We start from the raw sequence: 21,894 nt of genomic DNA on the forward strand, positions 1-21,894 counted from the left end.
AGTAGTCAGCGTGCGGGCTGGCTGGCCTCTTGTGGCGGACTCTCACCGCTTCCACCGCGCCTTCGCACCCTGCTTACCCGCCCGTGCGCGTAGCTCGCTGAGACTGGCCTCCCGTTCGTCCTGGTCGCGCCACCGAACCCATGTAACTTGATGATCATGAGAATCGAGCGAGCCGGGAACGCCGGCCTGACAAAGGATCTCGTCGCGTCCATTGTGGAGCTGTACACGGACGTGTTCTCCCGGCCGCCGTGGAACGACCCGGTGGAGTTCTGCGCCGTCTACGGCGAGCGGCTGCTGGACGACGCGCAGCGCGAGGGCTTCCGGCTGGTCCTCGGCTGGTCGGACGGCGGCAGGCTCGACGCCCTCGGCGTGGGGTGGACGACCCCGGACCCCTTCCCCGGTGACCGGTCCTACGGCCGGGTCGCCTCGACCCTGGGCCCCGAGGGGGTGGCTGAACTGCTGGCCGGGGCGTTCGTGGTGGACGAGCTGGCCGTCCGGCCGTCCGCGCAGGGTCATGGGGCTGGCCGGCGGATCCTGGCCGCGCTGACCGAGGACCTGCCTGACGGCCGGGCCTGGCTGCTCACCAACGAGGTCGCAGCCGGAGCTGTCGCCTTTTACCGCCGCCAGGGCTGGACGGAACACGCCTCACCAGAGCGGCCCGGCCTGGTGGTCTTCACGACCAGTACGGCCTAGAGGCTGTACGCCCAGAGAAATGCCAGTGCGACCACGGCCAGGCAGCCGCCCAGCGACAGCCAGGGACGATCCGAGGTCATGACCAGTGCGCGGCCGGCCTGCTCCAGCGGCAGCGCGATCACGAGGAGCACGGCAACACCCAGGCCTACCGCGACTCCGGTGGGCAGGCCGGGCGCGGCCTCCAGTACCGCGGCCCGGAACACGCCGCCGATGAGGAGCAGCCCGGCGGCGGCGAGCGTGAGCATGACCCGGCTCGGCTGGGTGCCGTCGTGCACCGTGCTGGTTCGGGCCAGGAGGACTGCCTGGGCGCGCGACCGTACTTCGTGAGCCAGGGCGAGGAGAAAGACGGCGCTCAGGATGGCGACCAGTTCGGCGGAGGACATCCGGCCATTGTGCGGCTGTTCGGCGCTCGCCGCAGCCCCGAGGCTGAGAGAAGGGGGAGGGGCGGCCCCCAATGCCGCCCCTCCCGTGACTCTCTTGTGGACTACGCCCGCCAGGGGCCCGGGCTCGGCCGGCCAGGGAGCTGCCGGGTCAGGCCCGGGTTCGGCTCGGCCGGTTCGACGGCCGGGCAGTGGGTGCCCTTCGCGGGGGTCTGCCCGGTCAGCAGGTACGTCTCGGTGGCGTTCACGACGCACGTGCCGCCGACGAAGTACGAACCGTGGCCCCACCCGTCGTACGTGAGCAGGGTGGCACCGCTCTGCCGGGCGGCGACGGTGGCCCACTGGTACGGCGTGGCCGGGTCGTACCGGCTGTTGAGCATCAGGATCGGCGGCGCGCCGTGCACCTGGAGCCGGTGCTGCGGGTTGCGTACCTTGGCGGGCCAGCCCTGGCAGGCCAGCGACAGCGCGCCCATCGGGGACAGCTTGATGTCGGCGAACGACGCGCCGACGGCCTGCCGGTACACGTTCCACTCGGTGTACGTGCGAATCGGCAGCTTCCAGTCCTGGCAGAAGATCGACTGGAACGGGTCGTGGATCTTCTCGGTGCCGGTCCGGGCGGCCGGGGCCGGAGCGGGAGCCGGCAGCTTGCTGAGCCGGTCGAGCTGGGTGGCCAGCCCGCGCCAGTACGGGCCGTAGAGCGCGCCGACGATCATGCCCTGGAGGTCCATGGTGGTCAGGGGCAGCTCGCCCCGCTCGGCCCTCGCGTACAGGTCGCGGTAGACGGTCCGGGCGCCCCTATCACGCAGCACGCAGTCCGTAGAGCGCTCGCACCACTTGACGAACTCGTCGAAGTTCTCCTGCCCGGCGAGCGTCTCGGTGTAGATGAACTGGAAGGCCGTGCTGATGCTGTGATCCATGTTGCTGTCGATCACCATCGTGCGGATCTTCCCCGGGTACTTCTCCGCGTACTGCTGGCCCATCAGCGTGCCGTACGAGACCCCGTAGTAGTTCAGCTTCTTCTCGCCGAGAGCCGCGCGGATGGCGTCCATGTCGTGGACGACGCTGACCGTGTCGAGGAAGTCGAACAGCTGGCCGGTCAGGGCGCGGCAGCTCTCGCCGTACCTCCGGTTGTGGTCGACCATCTGCTGGAACTCGGCCGGGCTGTCCGGATTCCGCGAGTACTGCTCGCTGGCGATCGCGCCGTCGCACCACACCGGGCTGCTGCTGCCCGTGCCGCGCGGGTCGAAGCCGACGACGTCGAACCGGCTGGTGATCGCGGGGGAGAAGATCCCCGTCTGCTTCACCCACTCCGCGCCGGGCCCGCCCGGGCCACCCGGGTCGACCAGGATGGAGCCGATCCGGTTGGCCTGGTCGGTGGCCTTCCGCCGGGCCAGGGCGATCTCGATCTTCGGGCCGGAGGGCTTGCTCCAGTCGATCGGCACGCTGACCGTGCCGCACTCCACGCCAGCGGCGTCGGGGCAGGGCTGCCAGGCGACCGGCTTGGCCTTCCCGGCCTCCGGTGGGGCGGCCTGGGCCGGTACGGCCATCAGCGGCACGGCTACCAGGGTGGCGGCGAGAGCCAGGGCAAGGGTTCGTCTCATGTGCGCTCCTCGCAAGGAAGGAAGCAGGGGAGAGGACCCGCCAAAGGCTACTGTGGACAGTGAGCGATCAGCCAGGAAATCGCGATTGTTCAGGGACAACCCTGAGAGGCCCCTGGTTCCCTGGTCGGAGAAGATCATCGATCTTCATCCGCCAGGGGTATGCCACCGGGAAACAACTGGGCTAACAGTGAAGCGCCGGCAGACGTCGCAACGGTAACGGCGCCCGGGCACGGGTTGGGTGGGCTGGCCGCGGTTCGCTTTGTGCGGAGGCGCCCCGCGCCGGAGCGCAAAGGGAACCTGCTGTAGCGGCCAGCCCACCCAACCCCAGCAACTCAGACCAGTTCCTTGATGGAGGATTCGAGGGTGTAGGCCGGGTGCCAGGACAGTGCCGTGGAGATCCGGGTCAGGTCGGCGGCGATCCAGTCCACGCCGGCCGAGCGGGCCGGAGCCGGCTCAGCCTCGATGAGCTCCCCGGCGAAGCCCGCCGCGGCGCACAGCATCCGCACGGGCTCCCTGGTGGGTACGGCGACGCCGCTGCCGACGTTCAGCACCGGCTCGGTCAGCTGCCGGGCGTAGACGGCGGCCGTCACGGCTGAGGCGACATCGCGGACGTCGACGAAGTCCCGGCTGGCGCCGAGCGGGCCGACCCGTACGGTGCCGCCGGGCAGCTGGCGCAGCACGCGGCCGAGCACCGTATCCGCTGGCATCCCCGGCCCGATCGGGTTGAACACGCGCAGGGAGACCCCGTCGAGCCTGCCGTCCTCGGCGGCCAGCCGGATCAGGGTGGTGGCTGCGAGCCGGGTGGCCCCGTACTCCCCGACCGGGCAGCACGGATCGTCCTCAATGGACGGACGACCCTCCGTGACCGCGCCGTACTCGGCGGCAGAGCCCAGGCACACCAGCCGCATGCCCAGGAACGAGCAGGCGTCGACGAGCCGGGCGACCGCCAGCACGTTGGTACCGGCCAGCTCGGCCGTGCTGCCGCTGAGCAGCCCGGCGCAGTTCACGACGACGTCCGGCCGGTACGAGCCGAGCAGCCCGACGAGCGTGGACGGGCCGCCGGTCACCAGGTCGTGCCGGATCGGCCCGCCACGGCCGGCGGCGAGCACCTCCGCGCCGGCCGAGGCCAGGGCCGCCTGGACGTGCCGTCCGATGAAACCTGAGGCTCCGAAGAGCAGTACGCGCATGGTCACCGCCAGGAAGGAGCAGATGCGGATGGGAGAAGCACGGGGCGCAAGTATTCAAACGATCGGTTGGCCTCGTCGTAGTCGTCTGGGCGGCCGATATCGAGCCAGTATCCGTCGAAGAAGTGGGTGGCCGGCGGCTCGCCGCGGTCGAGGAGGTCGAGGACGAGGTCGTCGAAGCCGAACGCCAGGCCCTTCGGGTACGGGGCGAGGGTCTTGCGGGACATGCCGTATATCCCCATGCTCACCGAGTAGTGCAGGGTCGGCTTCTCGGTGAAGCTCGTGATCACGCCGGCCTCCGACTCCAGGATGCCGAAGTCGATCTTCACCTGGCGGCGGTAGGTCGCCACGGTCAGCGGGGTCTCGCCGGCGATGTGCCCGCGCAGCAGCGCGCCGTAGTCGAGGTCGGTCAGCACGTCGCCGTTCATGACCAGGAAGTGCTCCGGCAGCTGGTCGAGGATGCCGAACATCGGGCCGATCGTCGACAGCGGGCGGTCCTCCTCCGCGTAGTCGATCTTCAGATCCCAGCGGTCGCCGTCGCCGGCGAAGGCCCGGATCAGCGAGCCGAGGTGCCCGATGGCGAGGGTGACGCTCTGGAAGCCGTAGGAGCGCAGCTGCCGGAGGATGATGTCGAGGATGGCGTACTCGTCGCCGATCGGCACCAGTGGCTTGGGCAGTGCCGTCGTGTAGGGCCTGAGCCGGACCCCCCGGCCACCAGCCAGGATGACCACGTGCATGGTGCCTCCTCAAGTCTGCTACTAGTGCTAAGAGGTGTATCGGTGGACCTGGCCGAGCTCGGGCAGCAGCCCGCAGACCAGTCCCGTCACGAGCAGTGCGCTGCACACGCCGAACAGGTGGACGTGCAGTGCCGGATCGAGCTGGCCTGCCGCGAGCAGGTACCCGGCGGCCACGATGGACAGGACGGCGAGCAGCCGCCCGAAGCGCGCGGTGTTGATGAGCAGGAAACCGGCGAAGTAGCCGCAGCCGAGCAGCACGTGCCCGGCGAAGGCCAGCACGCCGAGGGAGGTGAGCTGCCCCTGGCTGTGCAGGACCGCGCCCAGCACGGCGGCCAGGGCCGACAGCACCCCGCAGACGACGGCCAGTTCCGCGCCGAACCTGGCCAGCACCCGGCGGCGGAAGTCACGCGGGTACTGGGTACGTCGCAGAAGGACAGACGACTTCTCGGCGAACCGGCGCGCCCGCCACTCCAGCACGCCCATTCCGGCGACGACCGGGGTCACCGCGAGTGCCAGGTCCAGGCTGGGCTGGGTGTAGCGGGCGTCAGCCGACAGCAGGTAGAGGGCGCTGAGGCTCGCGTACACCATGATGGGCCCTGACCCGATGATCTCCTTGCCGATCCGCACCTGCGGCTCTTTCAAGATCTTGATTTTGTACGCCGTCCACAGCGCTGCGGCAGCGCACAGTGCCACCGTCGCGAGGCTGGCGGCTGAGGTCGCCACGGCCGTGGCCGCGCCCGGGCTCGCCACGTAGACCAGGCCGGTCGCGACCGAGGGCAGTGACAGGGCGAAGAGGACCGATTCCTTGCGGTGGAAGAGCAGGATGGCCCCTGCGAGCTGGTAACAGAGCTGAGCCGTGACCAGCAGCGCCGCGCCCGGGCTGAGCAGGAGCCAGAAAGGGGCGGACAGCGTCACCCCGATCCCGAATCCGCAGGCGAGCACCCGGGCCGCGACGTCCGGCCTGCCGTGGCCGAGCATGCGGTAGGCCACCCAGCTCAGCCCCATGCTCCACACCCAGCCGACGGCCGTGGCGCAGACCATCGCCGTGATGGTGCCCCGCAGCCCGACCAGCTCCGCCACGGCGGGGAAGACCGCGCTGGGCATGAGATAGAGCAGGCCGTGGGAGAGTTCCCTGACGGCCTGCGCGCGGTCGGTCCTCGGCTCGGGTGGGCCGGGGCCCTTGCGTGGCAGGCGGCGGTAGACCTCCTCGGCGAGGCCGAACACGTCCCGGTAGCCGTAGCCGTCCTCCGCCATCCGGTCGGTCATGCCGTCGCTCTCCAGCATCGCGGCGATCTGGAGCGGGTCGATGGCCAGGCCGCAGCGTTCGGCCGTGCGGATCACCAGCTCGTCGACCGGGTCCGTCCTGAGGATCGCCGTCACGGCAGGACCTCCCGGTACACCGACCGGTACGCCTCGATGGACTGCTGGAGCGTGAAGTTGTTCAGGATGCGCTCGCGGGCCATCCGGCCCAGCCTGCGCCGCAGCGCGTGGTTGGTGAGCAGCCTGACGCACCCGGCGGCGATGGCCTCGTGGTCGCGGGCCGCGCAGACGATGCCGGCGTCGCCGACGGCCTCAGCGACCCCGCCCACGTTCGTGCAGACCGGCGGGCGCCCGGTGGCCATCGCCTCCATCAGCGTGTACGGGAAACCCTCCGAAATGGACGTCAGAACGTTGATGTGCCCGGCGTGGTAGGCGTCGGCCTGGTTCGGGATGCGGCCCTCGAACGTCGCCGCGCCGGTCAGCCCCAGCTCGTCGACGAGGCGCTGGCAGCTCGCCGCGTACTCCTGGTTGACCTCCGGCACCGGACCGAACATCCGCAGCCGCGCGTCCGGTACGTGCTGCTTCACGATCGCGAACGCCCTGATCAGGGTGTGCAGGTCCTTGAGCGGGTCGATCCGGCCCATGAACACGATCGTCGGCACGTCGGGCTCGCCCTCGGCCGGCGGGAAGTCCGCCGGGTCGACCCCGTTGTACATGGTCCGCATCCTGGCCGGCTTCGCCCCGTTGTAGAGCGCCCACCGCCGGTTGTAGTTGGAGTGCGGGGCGAGCAGGTCAGCGCTGTGGTACGTGGCCACGGCCAGCGTCCGGAAGAAGTTCAGCAGCAGCACCTTCACGGCGTGCGGCACCGGCTCGTTCACCATCGCCAGGTACCGCTCGCGCAGGTAGACCCCGTGCTCGGACAGCACGATCCGCGACCCGTACGCCCACTTGGAAGCGAGCGCGACCAGCCCGGCCAGCCCGTTCATCGCGAGGTGGCAGATGTCCACGTCGACCGGCGGGGCCGACAGCGGCCGGAGCATGTGCTCGATCAGGCTCGCGGCGGTGAGCGCGTCGGCCAGGCACAGCGGCTCGCCGATGTCCATGCCCGCCGCGTGCCAGGTGTCCATCAGCCGGGTCAGCGCGGCGTTGCTCACCAGCGCGCTGCTCAGGTCGCCGGAGGACTGGGCGTAGAGGAACATCGCGCGCAGCGAGGACAGGAACGCCGCCCGGCCCTGCTGGCTCCACCGGTCGCGTACCTCCGCCGGGCGGATCAGCGCCCGGAGGAACCGGCTGTGCGCGTCGGCGAACCAGTCGGGCTCCCAGGCCTTCCGCCGTGGCTTGTCCGTCCAGAGTGGAATGTTGATGACGCTGTTCAGGTTGGGCGGGATCTCCCACAGGTTCTTCTCCTCGCCGGTGACCGACAGGGCCACCACGTCGAACCTGTGCTCCGGCATGCCCCGGATCAGCTGGTCGATCCACACGCTGACCCCGCCGAAGTGGTGCGGGTATGTGCCTTCCGAGATCAGCGCCACCCGGGTCTGCCTGCCGGGCGCGCGCTGCGCCGGCACCCGATCGGCCGGGCGTACCTCCGCCCGGCCGATCGCGCGCCAGCTACTGAGTGGTGTGGCCGTCATCAGTTCTTCGGGTAGGCCGTCAGGGTCGCCGGAGCTGTGACCCGTGAGATCGGGTCCGTGCCGTACTGGTCGAAACCAGCGGCCTTCACCCCGGTCACGAACACCGGCCCGGCAGCGGGAACGGTCACCGTGTTCGCCGCCTTGTCCCACACCGCGTCGCCGGCGCTGTTGCCCTGCCCGGCGAAGTGTGCGGTCCGGTCAGCCACGTACCCGCCCAGCGCGGTCCAGTCCGGGTTCCGCAGCGGCACGTTGTAGTAATGGCTGTACTTGCCGACGGTCGCGCGCAGCCAGTCGAACGTGAGGCTCTTGCCCGACGCGTACTGCCGCAGGTTGCCCTGGTGCAGCGTGTGCGAGTACGCCGAGCCGGTCATGATGTGCTGGAGGGCGATGTCGGACTCGTGGCCGACGATCTGGTCGTAGGTCTGGTCGACGGGCCAGTACGGGAACTTGCCGTTCGGGCCGTAGTAGGAGTTGTAGAACAGGGTCTCCTCGGCCGGGGTCGTCGTGTGGTAGGCGATGTTCGTCGGCCAGTCCGGCACGATGAGCAGGCTCGGCTCCAGCGGGTGGTAGATCCCGCAGTTGAAGCAGCCCGGCTTGTGGGAGTTGAAGGACATGTTGCCGTGCAGGTACTTCACGCCCAGCGCCTTGGCGGCCGCCAGCATGTTCACATTGGACGCGCCGAGGCCGAAGTCGGTCGGCGGGTCGATGTCGTTGTTCGGGTCCGGGTGGTACACGCCCAGTCCCGAGTACTCCGGCGTCTTGAGCACCGTGGCCGGCGCGCTCAGCCCGAGCTGCTGGCCGCGCGTGAGGTTGCCGCGGATCTCGTCGTAGCTCTGCTGGTACGTCGTCGTGTTCATCTTCGGGTGCGTGAGCGTGTGGTTCACCCAGCGGAACTCGTTGCGGTTACACGCCGTCTGGTACGTGAGCGCGTCGCCGAGCTGGATGAGGCACAGCAGGTTCACGGTGCCCTGGATGCCCTCGCCGTTGAACGGGACGTTGAGCTTGAAGCCGCTCGCCAGCGGGTAGGCGCTGCGGAACGAGGCCTGCTGGTTCTTCGCGCTGACCGCGTCGGAGCCGCTCATCCGGAAGCCGGGGTCCTGTTCGAGGTGCCCGTCGGCGTAGAGGTGGTCGGTGTTGATGAACCAGTCGTCCACGTCGACGTTCAGCCAGTGCCGCTGCTCGCCGGCGAACACGCCGCGCGAGGCCCAGCGGACGAGGCCGTAGCCGAGGAGGGGCGTCTGCATGAGGTACTGGTTCGACGTGAAGGTGAGCGCGAGGCGTTCCCGGCCGTCGGTGCTGGTCGTCGTCACGCCCACGACGTCCGGCCCCATCGTGAGGACCGGGGTCGCTGCGCAGCCGGCGCGCACCGCTGTGCGGTACACATAGGACAGTGAGATAGGGATGGCCGCGCCGGCCTTGAGGTAGTCGAAGATCGGGGCGCCGGCTGCCGTGAGGCTCGTGTTCACCGGGGTGCTGCCGATCCCGCCTTCGCTGACCGGGTTGAGGCAGTAGTCCTCGGGGTAGGTGCCGTACGACGTGTACAGCGACACCTGGCGGACGCCGAAGAGCCGTTCGTAGTCCCAGAGCGCCGTCCACTCGGCGGCGTCGAGAGCTGAGACGTAGCTGCCGTTCTGCTGGTACAGCAGGGCGTTGTTGGTCAGCAGCACCGAGTTGTACCTGCCGGTGCCGTCGGGCCGGGTCAGCGCGCCGAGCGGTGCGTCCCTGGCGAGCAGCACGTCGTACGGCGCGCCCATGGAGTCCAATGTGGACTTCCAGGTCGGCAGGCCGAAGTCCTGGGAGTCGACGGCGATGACGAGGGAGCGCAGGGCGACCTTGCCGGTCGCGGCCAGGTTCAGCGCCTCCTGGCGCTGGTCCTTCTGGGTGCTGGCCTTCAGCGGCCCCGACTTGATGGGGAGCTTGCCGGGGACGGCTGGCACGGGCAGGGCCGGCTGGCCGCGGAGAACCGAGTGCGCGTGCCCGTGGCCGTCGTGGGTGGTGCCGGGGTCGGCCTGGGCGGCGACGCCACCGCCGGCCGCGGCGAGTGTGACGGCGACGGCCAGGACGAGACGCATGGGCACACGTCTGCCCGATACGCGAAATTTCATGCCGCATCCTTGATCGGGACGGGCAGTGATCAACTGAGCACTGCGAGTGGGGGATCGCCTTCTGCGAAGTAAACCGAACCACCGCAGTGCCCATGACGCTTGTGGTGAGTTGCCGACAAGGGTGACTAAAGGAAGCTGATTTTGGGTACCGAGCGGCCTACTGGCCAGCATAGGGTCAGCTATGAGAAGAATACCCTATTTGTTCAGTGAGTATGCGCGAGGTTCGCGTCCGGTCAGAGCGTGTCGCGCGTTCGGGATTCCAGCTCCGTGACGATCTCCGACGTGCGCTCGGCGTGCCGGGTCGCCCCGGCCGCGAGGTAGATCCGCAGCGCCTCGCGGACCGGCCCGGGATCGCCCTCCGCCCGGCCCAGCACGACGAGGGCCTCGGCCTCGGGCAGCGGGAACCCCTGAGCCCGCGCCACCCCTACCGCCCGCCGGGCCTCGCGGGCCGCGAGCGCGGTGTCCCCGGTCGCGAGGATCACCCCGGCGTGGATGGCCAGGACGCGGGCCTGGACGAGCAGGGCGCCAGACGCTTCCGCCGCCGCCAGCGACTCCTCGCAGTACTGCCTGGCGTCGGCGTGCCGGCCCTGCTGTACCGCGCACATGGCGAGCAGGGCCTTGGAGTCGGACCGGCTCAGGGCATGGGTGGCCGGCATGATCCGCAGATTGTGGCGGAGGGTCTCGATGGCCTCGGTCACGTGCCCGCCGGTGAGCTGTGCCCAGGCGGCGACGTTGAGCGCGTCCACTTCGAACAGGACGTCGCCGGCCTCCCTGGCGAACTCGATCACGGTCGAGAGGCGCTCGCTGGCCAGGACGGCGTCGCCCCGTTGCATGCCGACCGAGGCCAGGGACTGCTGAGCCCTCGCCGCGACGGCCCGGTCGCCGATGCTGGTGGCGATGGCCAGCGCCTCCAGGCCGTGCGCCTCGGCGTCGTCCAGCCGGCCCTGCCAGATCGCGATGGTGGCCAGATTGTCGAGCGGCAGGGCGCGTGGCCCCTCGGCTCCCAGCTCCCGGTAGACCTCCAGCGCCTGCTCGCAGTGCTTGCGGGCCTGGGTGAGCTCGCCCTTGCGGAAGCTGACGATGCCGAGGTTGTTCAGCGCCATCGCCTCACCGGTCCGGACCCCGAGCGACCGGTTCAGCTCCAGGGAACGCTGGTGGTGGATCTCCGAGGCCGCCATCTCGTTGCGCTTGAAGTGGGACAGGCCCAGGTTGCCCTCGATGGCCGCCTCGCCGGTCGCCCACCCGGCCAGCTGGGCGCACGCCGCAGCCCGCTCGTAGACGCTGATCGCCTGTCCGGTGTCGCCGACGCACACGTGCAGGAGTCCCGAGCTGGCCAGGCTCGCGGCCTGGCCGATCGGGCTGCCGGCTGCTGTGGACGCCGCCAGGGCGTCGGTGGTGGCCGCCTGCCAGGCGACGATGTTGCGGCTGTTGTAGAAGTAACCGCGGAGGCCGTCGGCGATGAGCCACGAGGCCGGTGCCAGCGGAGTGTCCTTCGTGCTCCGGATCGCCGCGAGCAGGCCGGGCAGCTCGGCCTCGATCCAGGCGAGGGCCTGCGGCGCGCCCGGGAACGGCGCGTCGGGATCCGCCGGCCACCAGGCCGTGTTCTGGTCGGGCAGGCGGAGGATCTGCGGGTACAGGAGGCGGGCGGCGGCGTCGATGTGACTGAGGTAGTACCCGAAGAGGGCTTCGAGGGACGGCAGGGTGTCCTCCGCCGAGACCCGTTCGGCGGCGTACTCGCGGAGCAGGTCGTGCAGCGCGTACCGGCCACCGCCCACGTCCTCCACGAGGTGGGCGGCGCGGAGCCGGTCGAGGAGCTGCACGGCGTGCCCGGGGTCGACGCCGGCCAGGTGCGCGGCGGAGCCGGGAGCGAAGTCGGGGCCTGGCACGAGCCCGAGCAGCCGGAAGAGCCGGGCCGCCGGTGCCGGGAGCGCCTCGTACGACAGGTCGAAGGCCGCCCGGACCGACGCGAGATCGTCACTGTCGACGGCGAGCGCCGTCAGGCGGCTGCCGGACCGGAGCGTCGCGGCGTGCCCGGCGAGGCTCAGGCCCGGCTCGTCGTCGAGGTAGGCGGCGGTGACGCGCAGGGCGAGCGGCAGGTGCCCGCAGAGGGCTGCGAGGTCGGCGGCCGCCTCGGGCTCGGCGGCGACGCGGGCCTCGCCGACCAGCCGTTCCAGGAGGGCCACCGACTCCGCCGGGCTGAGGACCTCCAGGCTCAGCCGCCGGGCACCGTCCCGGGCGACCAGCCCGGACAGCCGGTCGCGGCTGGTCACCAGGGCCAGGGAGCCGGAGCTGCCGGGCAGCAGTGGCCGGACCTGGTCGGCGGACGCTGCGTTGTCGAGGAGAACGAGCATGCGGCGGCCTGCCATCAGGCTCCGGTACACCGCGGCTGCCTCGTCCACGTCGAGCGGCACCTCCTCGGGCGGGACGCCGAGCGCACGGAGGAAACGGGCCAGCCCGTCGAGCGGCGTCAGCGCCGGAGCCGTCGAGTACCCGTGCAGGTTGACGAACAGCTGCCCGTCGGGGAAACGGTCGCGGACCCGCGTCGCCCAGTGCAGCGCGAGCGCGGTCTTCCCGATCCCGCCCGTACCGGCGATCGTGCTGACCAGCACCACGCCGGCCGGGGCATCCTCGTCGCGGGGCAGCAGCTTGTCGAGCTGGTCCAGCTCGGCCAGCCGGCCGGTGAAGTCCGCGATGGGCGGCGGGAGCTGCGCCGGTGCCCGGTCCCGCCGGGCGGGAGCCGCCGGAGCCGGAGGCGCGAGGGCCGGGTCGTCGCGGAGGATCGCCACGTACAGGGCTTCGAGCTGCTGGCCGGGGTCGAGGCCCAGCTCGCCGGTGAGCGCCCGCGTGATCCGCTGGTACGCGTCGAGTGCCTCCGGGCGGCGGCCTGCCCGGTACAGGGCCAGCATGTGCAGCTCGGTGAGCCGTTCCCGCAGTGGGTACCTGGCGGCCAGCTCGGCCAGCTCCAGCAGATGCTCGTGGTGCCTGCCGAGGGCCAGCGCGGTGTCGAGGCGCAGTTCGGCGACGGTGAGCTGAAGTTCGTCGTAGGCGGGCCGGAGCTGGTCGATCACCGGGTCCGTGGCCGAGTCGCCGAGGACAGGGCCGGTCAGCTCCGTGGTCCGCGCGAGCAGTGCGGCCCGGGCCGAGGGCTCGGCGGTGGCGCGGGCCTCGGCCTCCAGCCGGCGGAGTTCACAGAGGTCGACGAGCCGGGGGTCGGCCTCCAGCGCGTAGCCCTCGCCGCGCCGGGTGATCTGGAAGGCCTCCGCCGGGGCCAGGCGCTTGCGCAGCCGGGACACGTGCACCTGGAGGGCGCTGCGCGGCCGGGCCGGGGCCGCGCCGCCCCACAGCAGGTCGATCAGCCGCGCGTCGGGCACTGGCTGGCCGAGGTCGAGGGCGAGGATCCCGAGCAGGCAGCGTTCCATCCGCTGACCGAGGTCGATGGTTCGACCGGCAGCTGTGAGTTCAACCGTGCCGAGGACCCGCAGCTGCATGACCGTCAGGTTAACGGAGAGCCGGCCACTGATCGTCCCTCATCGGCTGGGGCACCCCGGCCGCCGTGTAGATCTCCAGTGCCGCCCGCCGGTGCGCAGGGTCGCCGGTCGCGTGGCCCAGCATCACCAGCCCCAGCGCCTCCCGCAGCGGCGTGCCGAACTGCCGGCCCAGCCGTACCGCGAGCCGGGCCTGCTCGGCGGCCCCGGCCAGATCACCCGAGGCGATCAGGATGGCGGCCAGGTGCGCCCGCGCCGTGGACTCGACCACGCCCCGGCCAGGGAGCTGGCTGCCGGCCACCGCGCGCTCGGCCATCGAGCGCGCCTCTGCCAGCCTGCCTGCCCGGCACTCCAGCCCGGCGGCGTAGGACAGCTGCTCGGTCTGCGCCGGGCCGTGCTGGTCCTCCGGCAGGGCGTCCAGGGCCCCGCGCAACCGCTGGGCGGCCTCCTCGTCACTGCCCTGTGCGGACAGGACGATTCCCGCCCAGCCTGCCGCCGTCGACTCCATCAGCGGATCCGAGCCCTGCCGGGCCAGGTCCAGGGCCTCAAGAGCGAGGGCAAGAGCTTCGTCGTACCTGCCCAGCACCAGCGCGACCTCCGCGAGGCCGACCCGGGCGTGCTGGGCCTGGGGGATGTTGCCGGTCTGCGAGGCCACGTCCAGCGCCTCACGGTAGAAGGCCTCGGCGTCGGCGAGCCGGGCCTGCCACAGCGCGATCGTGCCCAGGTTGTCCAGCGGGAGGACCAGCGCGGCGAGCGCCCCCGTCTCGCGGTGCAGTGCCGCCGACTCCTCGAAGCACGTGCGGGCCTGGTTCAGGTGGCCCTGGCGCAGATGGACAGTGCCGAGATTGTTGAGGTTCAGGCCCTCGCTGTTGCGCTGGCCGGTCGCCCTGTTCAGCTCCAGTGCCCGGGTGAGGCAGGCTTCGGCCGCCGGCATGTCGCCTGTGATGAAGTACCCGTGCCCGAGGTTGCCCTGCGCGGCGGCCTCGCCGGCCAGCCAGCCGTCCTCGCGGCTGAGGCTGGCGGCCCGCTCGTAGGCCGGCATCGCCTGGGCCAGATCGCCGGTGCACAGGCGGAGGAGGCCGAGGCTCATCAGCCCGGCTGCCTGGCCGCGAAGGTCCCCGGCCGCCGTGGCGGCCGCCAGCCCGGCGGTCGCGGCAGCCTGCCAGCTCACCACGTCGCTGCGGGTGTAGAAGTAGCCGCGCAGCAGGTCGGCGAGCAGCCAGGCGACCTCGGCCCCGTCCGAGCGGATCATGGCGAGCAGGCCGGGCAGCTCGGTGTCCAGCCAGGACAGCGCGGCGGGCGGGCCGGCGAAGACGTCCGGCTCTGCGGGGACCGGCAGGCGCAGCATCTGCGGGTACAGCAGCTCGGCCGCTGCGGCTGCCCGGCCGAGATAGTGGCGGGACAACCCGCGCAGCGGCTCGGTGCTTCCGGTGGCCTTCTCTGCCGCGTACTCGCGGAGCAGGTCGTGCAGCGCGTACCGGCCGCCTCCCGTGTCCTCCACCAGGTGCGCGGCGGCGAGCCGGTCGAGCAGCTGCACGGCGTGCCCGGGTTCCGTACCGGCCAGCGCGGCAGCGGTCTGCGCGGTGAAGTCCGGGCCCGGTACCAGCCCGAGCAGCCCGAACAGCTCCGAGGCCTGGGCCGGCAGCTTCTCGTACGACAGCCCGAAAGCCGCCCGGATCGACGAAGGCTCGTCGCCCTCCAGCTCCAGAGCTGTCAGCCTGCTGCCGTCCCGGAGCGTCGCTGCGTGCCCGGCGAGGCTCAGCCCCGGCTCGTCGGCCAGGTACGCGGCTGTCACCCGCAGGGCCAGCGGGAGGTGCCCGCACAGCCCGGCCAGCTCGGCGGCTGCCTCCGGCTCACGGGCGACCCGGCCCGGGCCCAGCAGCCGGGACAGCAGGGCAGCCGACTCGGCCGGGCTGAGCACGCCCAGGTTCATCCGGCGCGCGCCGTCCCTGGCGACCAGGCCCGCCATGCGGTCACGGCTGGTCACCACGGCCAGCGAACCGGGGCTGCCGGGCAGCAGCGGGCGTACCTGCTCCGCGCTGCCGGCGTTGTCCAGCACGACGAGCACCTGGCGGCCGCCCATCAGGGTCCGGTACAGCGCGGCGGCCTCGTCCAGGTCCAGCGGGACCTCCTCCGCCGGGACACCCAGGGCCCGCAGGAACCTGGACAGCCCCTCCAGCGGGCTCAGCGCCGGGGCGTGGGAGTAGCCGTGCAGGTTCAGGAAGAGCTGCCCGCCGGGGAACCGGTCGCGTACCCGGTGCGCCCAGTGCAGCACCAGCGCGGTCTTGCCCACCCCGCCGGTACCGGCCACCGTGCTCACCAGCACGAGCCCCGATGGCGCCTCCTCGTCGTGGGGGAGCAGTCCGTCCAGTTCGGACAGTTCTGGCTCGCGGCCCGTGAAGTCCCCGATGGCGGGCGGGAGCTGGGCTGGCGCTGGCCGGGACGGAACCTCGCGCTCGGGTGCGGCCAGCGCCGGGTCGTCCCGGAGGATCGCCACGTGCAGGTTCTCCAGCGCGGGGCCGGGGCTCAGCCCCAGCTCGCCGCGGAGCGCCCCGCCAGCCCGGTGGTAGGCGTCGAGCGCGTCGGCGCGGCGCCCGGACCGGTACAGGGCCAGCATGTACAGCTCGGCGAAGCGTTCCCGCAGCGGGTGGCGGGCCGTCAGCTCGGCCAGCTCCGGCAGCTGCTCGTGGTGCGCGCCGAGGGCCAGCTGGGTCTCCAGCCGCAGCTCGGTGACCGACAGCGCGAGCTCCTCGTAGGCCGGCCGGAACTGCTCGGCAACGGCCTCGGTGGCCGCCTCGCCGAACAGCGGGCCGGTACCCAGGTTCCCGGCCTGCTCCAGCAGCGCCGCCCGGGCGGTCAGGTCCTCGGCCGCGCGGGCCTCGGCGGCCAGCCTGCGCAGCTCGCAGGCGTCCACAGCGGCCGGATCGGCGTCGAGCGCGTAGCCGTCGCCGCGCCGGGTGAGCCGGAAGGCAGGCGCGGCGGCGAGCCGTTTGCGCAGCCGGGAGACGTGTACCTGGAGGGCGCTGCGCGGGCTGGCCGGGGGATTGCCGCCCCACAGCAGCTCGATCAGCCGCCCGGTGGGCACGGGCTGGCCAGGGTCGAGGGCGAGCACACCGAGCAGGCACCGTTCCATCCGCTGACCCAGGTCGATGGGCTCGCCACCGACCCGGAGTTCCACAGTGCCCAGGACGCTCAGCCGCATGGCCGAAAGGCTAACCCAGCGCTCGCTGTCGATCACTACACGTCGTATTGGTAGAGATTATTTGCTTTCATCACGTTTACTATTTTCTGCGCGTACTGGGGATCGGTGGCGTACCCGGCCCTCGCGATGGCCCGGGCGAACTCGTCCGGATTCCCCGTGTGCCGGAAGGCCCCCGCGTAGCGGTCGTTGACCCGGAGGAAGCGGCCGTGGTCGGCGAAGGAGTCGGCCTCCGACCGGTACGAGCGGAACTGGGCCGTCGTCCGGTAGCACCGGGTCCCCTTGCACTCGCTGGTGCGGTACGAGGCGCACTTGACGGCGATCGGGCCCGGCCAGCCGAAGCACTTGATGCCGAACAGGTTGTGGTCCTTGCGGGCCAGGTCGCTGCCGCCCCAGCCGGACTCCAGGATCGCCTGGGCGATGGTCACCGAAACCGGCACGCCGTACGTGGCCCGGCTCGACCGGGCGGGCTCGACCGCCGAGCCGATGAACCCGCCGGGCGCGGGCCTGGCCCCGGCGGCGGGCAGGGACGAGCAGTCGGGCAGGGCACCCGGCCGCGAGACGTAGGCGTCCGACACGTACCCGCCGGACGGCAGCCGGTCCCACTTGTTGCTGTTGCGGACCTTCCCGCTGACCCACTGGCCGGTCACCTGGCACTCGGCCGGTACCGGACCGCCGTTGGCGATCGTGCCGAGCCGCCTGGCCCCGGAATCGGGCGCTGAGCGGATGTTGAGTGGTATGTCCCAGGTGCTCGCGGTGGCCCCTCCAGCCGGGGCCGCCTGTGCTGGTACTGACACCAGTGCGCCGAGTACCGCCCCCGCGATTACACAGATCGATCGCATGGCACCCTCCTAGCCTGGGTTTACTCACGGTAACCCCAGGCTGGGGGCGTTTTGGTCGAATCAGCTCATTTAGCTGATTTGATCTACCTGCGGGACAGCAGGCCCAGGATGACCATGCCCAGGCCGAGGCCCATGTGGAGCCAGTTGTCCGCCGAGTTGAGCCCGACGAAGTTCCACGCGGTCTCCCGGTCGATGACCAGGCCGTAGATCCACAGCGCCAGGTAGACCAGCCCGCCGCCGATCAGGAACACCCCGGCCATCGCGCTGGTGCGCGACATGGCCAGGCCGATCACCCCGAAGAGCAGGTGGACGAGGTTGTGCAGCACGGTCACCTGGAAGAGGCCGAGCAGCTTGGCGTGGCCCTCGTGTCCGGCCCACTGGAGCATGTCGTAGTCCGTGACGATGCCAGGGATGAAGCCGAGGACGCCGACCAGCAGGAAGACGGCCCCGATCGCGGCAGCGAGCGCCCTGGCCGGTGACTGCATGCCCGTGAGGCTCAGGTGCGAACGATGAGTCGCCATGATGCACCTTCTTTCCTATTAATGCCAAATGTACCTATGGCGATCAGGCCCGGTCAATGGACGGCTACCCGTACCGCCCGGCCGCTAACCCCAGCCCGCCATGTCGCGATATACCAAAGTGCACTGAATGACTCTGTACCGGACAGCCGCTCTTTGACGGAACACGACCCGATAGGCAAGCATGAGGCGGGCAGCAGGCAAGGAAGCCGGTGTGAATCCGGCACGGTCCCGCCACTGTGTGAACGGCAGCGCCGCAGCGACGGCCTGCCAGAAGTCAGGAACTTCCGCTGCCACCAGTGACACTGCTATTCGCGGGCGTGGACACCCGCGGAGAGGACCTCGCCTGTGGAACCCTTCCCGTTCTCCGCTGTGGTCGGCATGGCCGATCTGCGGCTGGCCCTGCTGCTCAACGCCGTCTCGCCAGCGATCGGCGGCGTGCTCGTCCGGGGCGAGAAGGGCACCGCGAAGTCCACTATGGTCCGTGCGCTCGCCCGGCTGCTGCCGGAGCTCGACGTGCTCGGCGGCTGCCGGTTCTCCTGCGCGCCCGGCCGTGAGTACCAGCACTGTCCCGACGCGGCCAGCCACGGCGCGACGTCTTCGGCCCCGGCCCGGCTCGTCGAGCTGCCGGTCGGCGCGACAGAGGACCGGCTGCTCGGCTCGCTCGACCTGGAACAGGCGCTGACCGCCGGCCGGACGAAGTACACGCCGGGCCTGCTGGCCGCCGCGCACCGGGGCGCGCTGTACGTCGACGAGGTCAACCTGCTGCCAGACCACCTGGTCGACGCGCTCCTCGACGCGGCGGCGATGGGTGAGGCGCACGTGGAGCGCGACGGCGTCTCGGTACGCCACGCCGCCCGGTTCCTGCTGGTCGGCACCATGAACCCGGAGGAGGGCGAGCTCCGGCCCCAGCTGCTCGACCGGTTCGGCCTGACGGTCGAGGTGCGCGCGCCGCGCGAGGCCACGGAGCGGGTGGAGGTGGTCCGGCGGCGGCTCGCGTACGAGGCCGCCCCGGCTGACTTCGCCGGCCAGTGGGCCGAGGCCGACGCGGCCCTGGCCACCCAGATCGCCGCCGCGCGGGAACGGCTGGCCGGCGTACGCCTGCCCGACGCCGAGCTGCTGCGGATCGCCCAGGTCTGCGCCGCCTTCGACGTGGACGGGCTGCGCGCGGACCTCGTGGTCGCCCGCACAGCCATCGCGCTCGCCGCCTGGGAAGGGCTGGAGGAGGTCACGGCTGACCACGTACGGGCAGCCGCCCGGCTCGCTCTGCCGCACCGCCGCCGGCGTGATCCCTTCGACGCGCCAGGCCTCGACGAGGAGACCCTGGAGGACGCGCTCCAGGACCCGCCACCGTCCACTGAAGACGAAGAGGATGGCCCCGACGACGACGGTCCCGGGGGCGGCGCTCCCGATCCGGGCGAGCCGGAGGGCAGCCGGAGTGACCAGGGTGACCAGGGCAGCCAGGCCCAGCCGCAGCAGGCGCCGGCCGGTCAGGGTCAGGCTCCCGAGGGCAAGCAGCACGGCGAGGGCAAGCCGTACAAGGCCCGGCTGTTCTCCGTGCCGGGGACGGGCCAGGGTGCCGCGGGGCGGCGCTCGCCCGCGTACACGAGAAATGGCCGGGTGGTCGGCGCGCGACGGCCCGATCCCAGCCTGACCGGGCTGCATCTGGTGGCGACGGTGCGCGCGGCGGCGCAGCGCGGCAGCTCGTCGGTGGGCACGCAGGACCTGCGCGCGCCGGTCCGCAAGGGCCGTGAGGCGAATCTGGTGCTGTTCGTCGTGGACGCCTCGGGGTCGATGGCGGCCCGGCAGCGGCTGCGCGCGGTGACCGACGCCGTGCTGTCCCTGCTCATGGACGCCTACCAGCGCCGCGACAAGATCGGCCTGATCACCTTCCGAGGCGCTGAGGCCGAGCTGGTCCTGCCGCCGACGTCCAGTGTGGAGGCTGGCGCGGCCCGGCTGAAGCACGTCCGCACGGGCGGCCGCACGCCGCTCGACGCCGGCCTGCGCCGCGCCGAGGAGACGCTGCGCGTGGAACGCCTCAAGGATCCGAGCCGCCGCCCGCTGCTGGTCGTCGTGACCGACGGCCGTTCGACCTCAGGCCCGGCCCCGGCCGCCACCGCCGCACGGCTGGCGGCGTCTGGCGTGGCGAGCATCGTGGTCGACTGCGAACAGGGCCACGTCCGCCTGGGCATGGCCGCCGGGCTGGCCGTCCAGCTGCGCGCAGAGCACGTCGTGCTGTCCGACATCTCCGCTGCCGGGCTGCGTGGCGCCGCCCTGGCCGCCTAATCAGGAGGAGTGAGAACTCATGCCGCAGGGCAAGGTTGAAAACGTACCCGACGACGGCCTCACCACCCGCCAGCGCCGGACCCAGCCGGTGCTGGCCGTGCACACCGGGCTGGGCAAGGGCAAGTCGACGGCGGCGTTCGGCATGGCGCTGCGCGCCTGGTCGGCCGGCTGGTCGATCGGTGTGTTCCAGTTCGTGAAGTCTCCGAAGTGGAAGGTCGGCGAGGAGAAGGCGTTCCGGGCGCTGGGCGAGGCCGGGAAGAACACTGTCGACTGGTTCAAGATGGGCGAGGGCTGGTCGTGGCTGGCCAGGCCCGGCGACGAGCGCGACCACGCGGCCGAGGCCGCTGAGGGCTGGGCGCAGATCAAGCGGGACCTCGCCGCGCAGACCTACGACTTCTACGTGCTGGACGAGTTCACGTACCCGATGCACTGGGGCTGGGTGTCCACCGAGGAGGTCGTCGAGACCCTGCGCGCCCGGCCGGGCGGCCACGTGGTGATCACCGGCCGGTACGCGAAGGACGAGCTGATGGACGCCGCCGACCTGGTGACGGAGATGGGCAAGACCAAGCACCCGATGGACGCGGGGCGTAAGGGCCAGCGCGGCATCGAATGGTAGGCGTGAAGGCGTGAAGCGGGTCGTCATCGCAGCTCCGGCCTCCGGCCACGGCAAGACCACCGTCGCGACCGGGCTGCTGGCAGCGTTGCGGGTCCGGGGGCACCGGCCGGCCGGCTTCAAGGTCGGGCCGGACTACATCGACCCCAGCTACCACGCGCTGGCCTGCGGGCGGCCCGGCCGCAACCTCGACCCGGTGATGGTCGGCGAGGGGCTGGTCGGGCCGCTGTTCGCGCACGGGATGGCCGGGGCCGACGTCGCGGTCATCGAGGGCGTGATGGGCCTGTACGACGGCCGGGGCGCCACGGAGGAGGGCTCGACGGCGCACGTCGCGCACCTGCTCGACGCCCCGGTCGTGATGGTCGTCGACGCGTCCTCGCAGAGCCGGTCGATCGCGGCGCTGCTGCACGGCTTCCGGTCGTTCCCCGGCGCGCCCCGGATCGCAGGGGTGATCCTCAACCGGGTCGGTTCCGACCGGCACGAGGCGCTGCTCCGCGAGGCGTGCGAGGAGGTGGGCATGCCGGTGCTGGGCGCGATCCAGCGTCTCGCCGCCGTGGCCGCCCCGTCGCGGCATCTCGGGCTAGTGCCGGCCGCTGAGCGGTCAGCCGAGGCGCTGGCCGGGGTCGAGGCGCAGGCCGCGCTGCTCGATCCGCTGGCCGAGGCGGTGATGGCCGTGGCGGCCACCGCGCCGCCGCTGTCCGTGGAGCCGTGGTCGGCACCGGTCGCGCCGCCGACCGGGCGGGTCATCGCTGTCGCTGGCGGGCCCGCCTTCACCTTCGGCTACGCGGAGACGACCGAGCTGCTCACCGCGGCCGGGGCCACTGTGGTCACTTTCAACCCGCTGCGCGACGAGAAACTGCCCGACGGCACGTCCGGCCTGGTCGTGGGTGGCGGTTTTCCCGAGGTGTACGCGGGTGAGCTGTCCGCCAACGAGCCGCTCCGCCGGGCCGTGGCCGCCCTGGCAGCCAGCGGCGCGCCGGTCGCGGCCGAGTGCGCGGGCCTGCTGTGGCTGGCGAGGTCGCTGGACGGCGCGCCGATGTGCGGGGTGATCGACGCCGAGGCGCGGATGACACCCCGGCTGACCCTCGGGTACCGGGACGCCGTGGCGGCGACGGACAGCTGGCTCGGCCCGGCCGGTACCCGGCTGACCGGCCACGAGTTCCACCGGACCACTGTGGAGCCGGGGGCTGGGGCGAGCCCGGCCTGGTACCGCAGGGAGGGGCCGGAGGGCTTCGTGCAGGGCGGGGTGCACGCCTCGTACCTGCACCTGCATTGGGCGGGTATGCCCGATATCGCGGGGCGGCTGGCGGGTTCCGTGCTCACCTGAAGTGACGATAAGGTCACACTCGCTTTATGA

The 21,894-nt window shown here is 71.7% G+C and carries 15 protein-coding genes and 1 riboswitch; of the genes, 4 read left to right on the forward strand and 11 right to left on the reverse strand.

Annotated elements, in window-relative coordinates:
• Positions 1–156 precede the first annotated feature (156 nt).
• Positions 157–693 carry a GNAT family N-acetyltransferase gene (locus A3G1_RS0129210; protein ID WP_040480218.1) on the forward strand — a complete coding sequence of 179 codons (537 nt, stop codon included), beginning with the start codon at positions 157–159 and terminating at the stop codon, positions 691–693.
• Here A3G1_RS0129210 and A3G1_RS0129215 read toward each other — a convergent pair.
• The 11 genes from A3G1_RS0129215 to A3G1_RS0129265 form a co-directional block, all read right to left on the reverse strand.
• Positions 690–1,076 (reverse strand): hypothetical protein, encoded by a 387-nt coding sequence (locus tag A3G1_RS0129215; RefSeq protein ID WP_018353058.1) that lies wholly within the window; start codon positions 1,074–1,076, stop codon positions 690–692. The genes A3G1_RS0129210 and A3G1_RS0129215 overlap by 4 nt on opposite strands.
• Before the next feature lie 101 nt (positions 1,077–1,177).
• Positions 1,178–2,674: an alpha/beta hydrolase gene (locus A3G1_RS0129220; RefSeq protein ID WP_018353059.1), complete on the reverse strand. Its 1,497-nt coding sequence runs from the start codon at positions 2,672–2,674 to the stop codon at positions 1,178–1,180.
• Between the two features lie 332 nt (positions 2,675–3,006).
• The gene (locus A3G1_RS0129225; RefSeq protein ID WP_018353060.1) at positions 3,007–3,861 is read right to left on the reverse strand and encodes an NAD-dependent epimerase/dehydratase family protein; all 855 of its coding nucleotides are present in this window, start codon (positions 3,859–3,861) and stop codon (positions 3,007–3,009) included.
• A 2-nt stretch (positions 3,862–3,863) separates the two neighbouring features.
• A complete protein-coding gene (locus tag A3G1_RS0129230) occupies positions 3,864–4,595 on the reverse strand; it encodes a sugar phosphate nucleotidyltransferase (RefSeq protein WP_018353061.1) in 732 nt (243 codons plus the stop codon).
• Positions 4,596–4,622: 27 nt separating this feature from the next.
• On the reverse strand, positions 4,623–5,975 hold the full coding sequence (locus tag A3G1_RS0129235; RefSeq protein WP_018353062.1) for a hypothetical protein: 1,353 nt from the start codon (positions 5,973–5,975) through the stop codon (positions 4,623–4,625).
• Positions 5,972–7,489, reverse strand: coding sequence for a GT4 family glycosyltransferase PelF (gene pelF / locus A3G1_RS0129240; RefSeq protein WP_018353063.1), 1,518 nt, complete (start codon positions 7,487–7,489; stop codon positions 5,972–5,974). Before pelF ends, A3G1_RS0129235 begins: the two co-directional genes overlap by 4 nt.
• Positions 7,489–9,561, reverse strand: coding sequence for an Agd3-related carbohydrate-binding protein (locus tag A3G1_RS0129245; RefSeq protein ID WP_018353064.1), 2,073 nt, complete (start codon positions 9,559–9,561; stop codon positions 7,489–7,491). The genes pelF and A3G1_RS0129245 overlap by 1 nt, the downstream gene beginning before the upstream one ends.
• Before the next feature lie 266 nt (positions 9,562–9,827).
• Positions 9,828–13,082, reverse strand: a complete 3,255-nt coding sequence (locus A3G1_RS37385) for an AfsR/SARP family transcriptional regulator (protein ID WP_018353065.1) — start codon at positions 13,080–13,082, stop codon at positions 9,828–9,830.
• A gap of 10 nt (positions 13,083–13,092) precedes the next feature.
• Positions 13,093–16,281: an AfsR/SARP family transcriptional regulator gene (locus A3G1_RS37390; protein ID WP_157641480.1), complete on the reverse strand. Its 3,189-nt coding sequence runs from the start codon at positions 16,279–16,281 to the stop codon at positions 13,093–13,095.
• Positions 16,282–16,316: 35 nt separating this feature from the next.
• A complete protein-coding gene (gene gsmA, locus A3G1_RS0129260) occupies positions 16,317–17,120 on the reverse strand; it encodes a sporangiospore maturation cell wall hydrolase GsmA (protein WP_018353067.1) in 804 nt (267 codons plus the stop codon).
• An 83-nt stretch (positions 17,121–17,203) separates the two neighbouring features.
• A complete protein-coding gene (locus A3G1_RS0129265) occupies positions 17,204–17,641 on the reverse strand; it encodes a DUF4383 domain-containing protein (protein WP_018353068.1) in 438 nt (145 codons plus the stop codon).
• Positions 17,642–17,840: 199 nt separating this feature from the next.
• A riboswitch (cobalamin riboswitch) is annotated at positions 17,841–17,925 on the forward strand.
• A 94-nt stretch (positions 17,926–18,019) separates the two neighbouring features.
• Here A3G1_RS0129265 and A3G1_RS0129270 point away from each other — a divergent pair.
• The 3 genes from A3G1_RS0129270 to A3G1_RS0129280 are packed head-to-tail and all read left to right on the forward strand — an operon-like array spanning position 18,020 to position 21,864.
• Positions 18,020–19,924, forward strand: coding sequence for a magnesium chelatase subunit D family protein (locus A3G1_RS0129270; RefSeq protein WP_051110708.1), 1,905 nt, complete (start codon positions 18,020–18,022; stop codon positions 19,922–19,924).
• 19 nt (positions 19,925–19,943) lie between these two features.
• Positions 19,944–20,540, forward strand: a complete 597-nt coding sequence (gene cobO, locus A3G1_RS0129275) for a cob(I)yrinic acid a,c-diamide adenosyltransferase (RefSeq protein WP_018353070.1) — start codon at positions 19,944–19,946, stop codon at positions 20,538–20,540.
• Between the two features lie 10 nt (positions 20,541–20,550).
• Positions 20,551–21,864 (forward strand): cobyrinic acid a,c-diamide synthase CobB, encoded by a 1,314-nt coding sequence (locus tag A3G1_RS0129280; protein WP_018353071.1) that lies wholly within the window; start codon positions 20,551–20,553, stop codon positions 21,862–21,864.
• Positions 21,865–21,894: the final 30 nt, after the last annotated feature.

The sequence above is a fragment of the Longispora albida DSM 44784 genome (genome assembly GCF_000379825.1).
Taxonomy (GTDB): Bacteria; Actinomycetota; Actinomycetes; order Mycobacteriales; family Micromonosporaceae; genus Longispora; species Longispora albida.

Excerpts from the sequence above, each read along its gene's own strand:
- A3G1_RS0129210 (WP_040480218.1), top strand. The coding sequence starts at position 157 with ATGAGAATCGAGCGAGCCGGGAACGCCGGCCTGACAAAGGATCTCGTC.
- A3G1_RS0129215 (WP_018353058.1), bottom strand. The coding sequence starts at position 1,076 with ATGTCCTCCGCCGAACTGGTCGCCATCCTGAGCGCCGTCTTTCTCCTC.
- A3G1_RS0129220 (WP_018353059.1), bottom strand. The coding sequence starts at position 2,674 with ATGAGACGAACCCTTGCCCTGGCTCTCGCCGCCACCCTGGTAGCCGTG.
- A3G1_RS0129225 (WP_018353060.1), bottom strand. The coding sequence starts at position 3,861 with ATGCGCGTACTGCTCTTCGGAGCCTCAGGTTTCATCGGACGGCACGTC.
- A3G1_RS0129230 (WP_018353061.1), bottom strand. The coding sequence starts at position 4,595 with ATGCACGTGGTCATCCTGGCTGGTGGCCGGGGGGTCCGGCTCAGGCCC.
- pelF (WP_018353063.1), bottom strand. The coding sequence starts at position 7,489 with ATGACGGCCACACCACTCAGTAGCTGGCGCGCGATCGGCCGGGCGGAG.
- A3G1_RS0129245 (WP_018353064.1), bottom strand. The coding sequence starts at position 9,561 with ATGCGTCTCGTCCTGGCCGTCGCCGTCACACTCGCCGCGGCCGGCGGT.
- A3G1_RS37385 (WP_018353065.1), bottom strand. The coding sequence starts at position 13,082 with ATGCAGCTGCGGGTCCTCGGCACGGTTGAACTCACAGCTGCCGGTCGA.
- A3G1_RS37390 (WP_157641480.1), bottom strand. The coding sequence starts at position 16,281 with ATGCGGCTGAGCGTCCTGGGCACTGTGGAACTCCGGGTCGGTGGCGAG.
- gsmA (WP_018353067.1), bottom strand. The coding sequence starts at position 17,120 with ATGCGATCGATCTGTGTAATCGCGGGGGCGGTACTCGGCGCACTGGTG.
- A3G1_RS0129265 (WP_018353068.1), bottom strand. The coding sequence starts at position 17,641 with ATGGCGACTCATCGTTCGCACCTGAGCCTCACGGGCATGCAGTCACCG.
- A3G1_RS0129270 (WP_051110708.1), top strand. The coding sequence starts at position 18,020 with ATGGCCGATCTGCGGCTGGCCCTGCTGCTCAACGCCGTCTCGCCAGCG.
- cobO (WP_018353070.1), top strand. The coding sequence starts at position 19,944 with ATGCCGCAGGGCAAGGTTGAAAACGTACCCGACGACGGCCTCACCACC.